We start from the raw sequence: 3,836 nt of genomic DNA, 5'->3' as shown, positions 1-3,836 counted from the left end.
GTGGTTGCGGCGAGGGGCTCGGGTGGTGTCCGGTCGCGTCGAGGGCAGGGCGAACCGGCCAGCGGGCATGCTCGCGCCGGCTCGTTGGGATGCGCTGTCGGGACGGGTCGGGGTGACGATCTGTTCAGGGCCGGTCGGGCGGGGGCCTGCCGCTGTTGTCGGTGGTGTCGTCGATGTCCGGCTCGGCTGGAAGGTCGTCTCCGGCGGTGGGCGACGGCCGGGGTTCGGGGTCGTGGACCTGCCGCCAGGACAGCAGGATCTTCTGGTTGGCGACGCAGATCATGAGGGCGACCAGGATGGTCTGGGCGACGCGGCCGTGGGCGAGCCGGTTGGTCGGGTCGGCCAGATTGATGACCTGGCCCTTCAACCTGCCGTTGATCCCTTCGGTATTGGCCCGGATGGCCTTGAACGCGCCTTTCCAGGCCGGGCTCAGATAGGGCAGGTCCTGGCGGAGCTTGTCCTTGTGGCCGAGGTCGCCCGGGTGCAGGGTGATGGTCTGCTGGGTGCAGATCGTCGGCAGGCACCCGTCGCCGCTGCTGGTCTGCGGCAGCAGGACGGTGGGCTTGGCCGCGGCGTGTGCGGCCCGCTGCCGTGCATCGGTGAGATCGATGCGGGTCCGCGGGCCACGGGTCGCCGCTCTGGTCTGGTTGAAACGAGGGCAGTTCACCGACGGGGCGGTCCCGGCGGCCGGGCACTGCAGACGGAGTCTCCCCTCGGTGTCGGGGGTCTGCTTGATTTTGAGGAAGTACGGCCGGCGCGCGTGGATCAACGCGGTGAGCTCGTCGTCGGGGGCGCGGACGGCGGCGTCGTCGAGGCCGGTCGTGGCGTGGACGAGCGGGGCGGGCATCAAGGGGCAGGCCAGGCTGCCGTCGACCAGGAGCGCGCCGTGCACCGAGCCCTGCAGCCCGCGCTGCTCGACCCTGTAGTCCAGGGCGAGCCGGTAGCCGTGGGCGCGGGCGGGCCGCGCGAAGTGGTCGGCGCTCTGGTCGGTGTAGGCGCGGTCGACGGCGAGCGTGCCGGTGGGCAGGCCGAGCGAGGCGATGGCGTCCAGAGCGGTGATCGCGGCCGGGCCGACGCGCCGGTGCGGAGTGTCGATGACCAGGCCGAGCGCGAGTTGCGGGTGGGTGCCGAGCGCGTCGCGGGTGCGGGCGGCGGTGGCGAGGGTGGCGCTGTAGCCGAAGGTGGGCGGGCCGTCGCCGGCGCTGTGGTGCCAGCCCGCGGTGATCTCGATCGAGGCCAACGGCTGGCCGGTGGAGCGGCGAAGCCGCGGCGGCTGGGCCCAGGTGGGGATCGCGGTGGCGTCGATCCCGACGTCCCCGCCGTAGTGCGCGAGATAGCCGCGACCCCGGGCCCGGCGGACCGGGGTGAGCACGAGCCGGGTCACGATGTCTTGCAGCAGGTCGCGTTTGCGCTGGTGCTCGGGCTCGTCGTCGTCCCAGGCGGAGGTGTAGGCGCTGGCTTCGGCCGCGGTGAGGCGGCGGCGCCGGTCGACGCGGACGACGTCCAGCCCTGTGGTGATCTTGTCGAAGGTGCGGTAGAACCTGCGCGACAACGCGTGCTGGGCATGCCGGTCGTCAGGATCGATATCGGGGATCTGGTGGCGTCGGCGCATGGCCGGGCTGAGACTGAAGGCCATCAGCCGCCAGCGTCCGCGAGCTGAGCACTGCCGGTGTAGTAGACGGCGAGCAGCAGGCCGAGCAGCACCGTGCGGACCGGCAGCCCGGGCGGCCCGGGACGGTGCGCGAGCTCAGTCTCGATCACCTCGATGACCCCGGTCTCGATGAGCAGGTCATCGAGGTGGGCCACCATCGCGTCCGGAATCAGCAGGGGCGCTTCGGTGACCGGCCGGGGACGGCAGGCGGCCACCTGTGCCGTGCGGGGACGCGACCCGCCCGCCATCAGCGGCCGCGCAGCAGTTCGGTGGCGGTGCGGGTATTCAGAGGTGGGACGAAATGGCTGTAGCGGGCCAGCGCGCTCGGGGCGAGCCCGGCCGCCGCGGCGACCACGGTCAGGTCGATCCGCGCACTCAGCAACTCGACGATCCAGCCGGCGCGCAGCCGCCGCGCCGACAGCGGGGGAAGGGCCCCGGTCGGGCGGTGCGCCCACGTCCACGAGGCCACGAGGTTCTTGGCGTAGGCGGTCGTCCGGCCGGGCCGGAACAGATACCGGTCCCCGCCGGTGAGCGCGGTGCCGGCGGCGACGGCCAGGTCGCGTTCGAAGGCCGCGCGGGCGACGATCAGCCGGGTCGTGCCCGGCGCGGCGACGATGACCGTCCCGTCGTCGAGGACGCGCACGTGGCTGCCGCGGACGGCGGCGAGTTCGGCCGAGGTCAGCCCGCACCCCGCGGCCAGGGCGATCAGCGCGAGGGCATCGCTGCGGGTCTGGCCGCGAAGGTGGGCAGCCCACTCGCGCAGCCGGGCCAGTTCGGCCGGGGTGTAGGGGGCGGTGCGCTCGCTGGGGGCGCTGAGTGCGACCGGGGTGCTTTCCCCGCGCTGCGCCCAGGCGAGCGCGGCGCGGACCTGCCGCAGCCACGACCGGTAGGTCTGCGTGGTGCGTGGGGCCAGGCCGGCGCATCCGGCCAGCACGAACGCGTCGATCGTCTCGTGCCGCAGCCACACGTCCGGGTCGGTGGGCAGGCCGCGCCCGTGGCACCAGATCGCCAGCCGGCCGACCACGTGCAGCAGCCGCCCGGCAGGGTGGCTGGTCCATGGCGCGGACGCGGCCACGGTGACGCGGACCTGGTCGGCCACCACCTCCCAGCCCGGCGAGGCGTTGCGCGGCCGATAGCCAGTGATCTTCGCCGAGGTGTCCGGGTCGAGGGTCACACTCCATCCATAGCGGCTGGACAAGCAGCCGTTACAGTCGCGGGTGACATCCACCGATAGGAGAACTTCGTGATGGTCGGAGGACGTGCGCGCTCGGCGGCTCCGCGGGAGCTGGCCGAGGATCCGCAGGCCTGGCCCAATGCGGACCTGACCCCTCATCCCGCCGCCGCCGTCGTTCAGGCCATCGCCGCCACCCTGGCCGGGATCCTGGTCGAACGTCGGCTGAGCCTGCGCGGCCTGGCCGCCGCCTCCGGTGTCAATCGCCAGTCCATCGCCGACCTGTTGGCCGGGCGGTCCTGGCCGGACGTGGCCACCATCGCCCTGCTGGAGACCGCGCTCGCGGCCCGGCTGTGGCCGGAGGGCACCTCGGCGCCCCGATGACGGCGCCGAACGCCGTGATGACCTCGACGGCATGGTCGAGCCTTCCCTCCGCCGCCCCGGAAACCCGGACATCCGGGCATGAGCGGCCGTCGTTTGGCTCGACAGCCTCCAAGCGATCATCTGGCGCGTTACGCTCGGAAGGCGCGAGCCTTCAAAGAGTTAGGTCTTGTGGGCGCTCACGCAACCCGGTGCCGTCGAGCTGCTACTCGGCGGCACCACTTTTCGATCCGGTCACCAGACCGGCACGCCGGTTCAGTCCGTGGCGGTGTCCCCCTCGCCGGTGAACCCGTTCATCCCGGATGCGATCGTGAACAGGCCCTGCTCGCGCTCGACCAGCCAGCCATCGCTCACCAGCCGCTTGAGCCGCGCGCGCATCCCCTCCACCCGCCCACGGACGTCCTGCTGGCCCAGCGCCCGCACCACATCGCGCGCCCGCAGCGGCTTGTCGGAGCTGGCCAGCAACACCACCGCCTCTTTGCGCAACCCCCGCAGGGCTGGGCGATCCGGTCCGGGAGCCTCTGCGGGCCCGGTGCCGTGCGCGGCGACGTCGTCGTGGCGGTGACCGGCGGAATCACCGGGCTTCGCGTCGTCCGGCTCGTCGTCGGCGGCCAGCACGGCCAGTTCCTCACG

General features: G+C 73.0%; 5 protein-coding genes. 1 reads left to right on the top strand and 4 read right to left on the bottom strand.

All coding sequences use genetic code 11. From position 1 onward, the window contains the following. Nucleotides 1–124: 124 nt before the first annotated feature. From ACWJ6R_RS31990 to ACWJ6R_RS31980, 3 genes are read right to left on the bottom strand one after another with little or no spacing between them, the layout of a single operon-like run. On the bottom strand, nucleotides 125–1,636 hold the full coding sequence (locus ACWJ6R_RS31990) for a hypothetical protein (RefSeq protein ID WP_449065794.1): 1,512 nt from the start codon (nucleotides 1,634–1,636) through the stop codon (nucleotides 125–127). Continuing rightward, nucleotides 1,636–1,899: a hypothetical protein gene (locus ACWJ6R_RS31985; protein WP_449065793.1), complete on the bottom strand. Its 264-nt coding sequence runs from the start codon at nucleotides 1,897–1,899 to the stop codon at nucleotides 1,636–1,638. Before ACWJ6R_RS31985 ends, ACWJ6R_RS31990 begins: the two co-directional genes overlap by 1 nt. Continuing rightward, a complete protein-coding gene (locus ACWJ6R_RS31980; RefSeq protein WP_449065792.1) occupies nucleotides 1,899–2,825 on the bottom strand; it encodes a hypothetical protein in 927 nt (308 codons plus the stop codon). Before ACWJ6R_RS31980 ends, ACWJ6R_RS31985 begins: the two co-directional genes overlap by 1 nt. Nucleotides 2,826–2,897: 72 nt before the next feature. On the opposite strand from ACWJ6R_RS31980, the gene ACWJ6R_RS31975 reads away from it, so the two are divergent. Next, nucleotides 2,898–3,206, top strand: a complete 309-nt coding sequence (locus tag ACWJ6R_RS31975) for a helix-turn-helix domain-containing protein (RefSeq protein ID WP_189238072.1) — start codon at nucleotides 2,898–2,900, stop codon at nucleotides 3,204–3,206. A gap of 252 nt (nucleotides 3,207–3,458) precedes the next feature. On the opposite strand, the gene ACWJ6R_RS31970 is transcribed toward ACWJ6R_RS31975, so the two are convergent. Beyond that, the coding region (locus tag ACWJ6R_RS31970; RefSeq protein WP_449065791.1) for a hypothetical protein at nucleotides 3,459–3,836 on the bottom strand (378 nt) is incomplete at its 5' end.

It is taken from the genome of Planomonospora algeriensis, assembly GCF_977012225.1.
Note: the sequence above shows the minus strand (reverse complement) of the source record. Positions and strands in the feature narration are given on the sequence as shown.

Excerpts from the sequence above, each read along its gene's own strand:
- ACWJ6R_RS31990 (WP_449065794.1), bottom strand. The coding sequence starts at position 1,636 with ATGGCCTTCAGTCTCAGCCCGGCCATGCGCCGACGCCACCAGATCCCC.
- ACWJ6R_RS31985 (WP_449065793.1), bottom strand. The coding sequence starts at position 1,899 with ATGGCGGGCGGGTCGCGTCCCCGCACGGCACAGGTGGCCGCCTGCCGT.
- ACWJ6R_RS31975 (WP_189238072.1), top strand. The coding sequence starts at position 2,898 with ATGGTCGGAGGACGTGCGCGCTCGGCGGCTCCGCGGGAGCTGGCCGAG.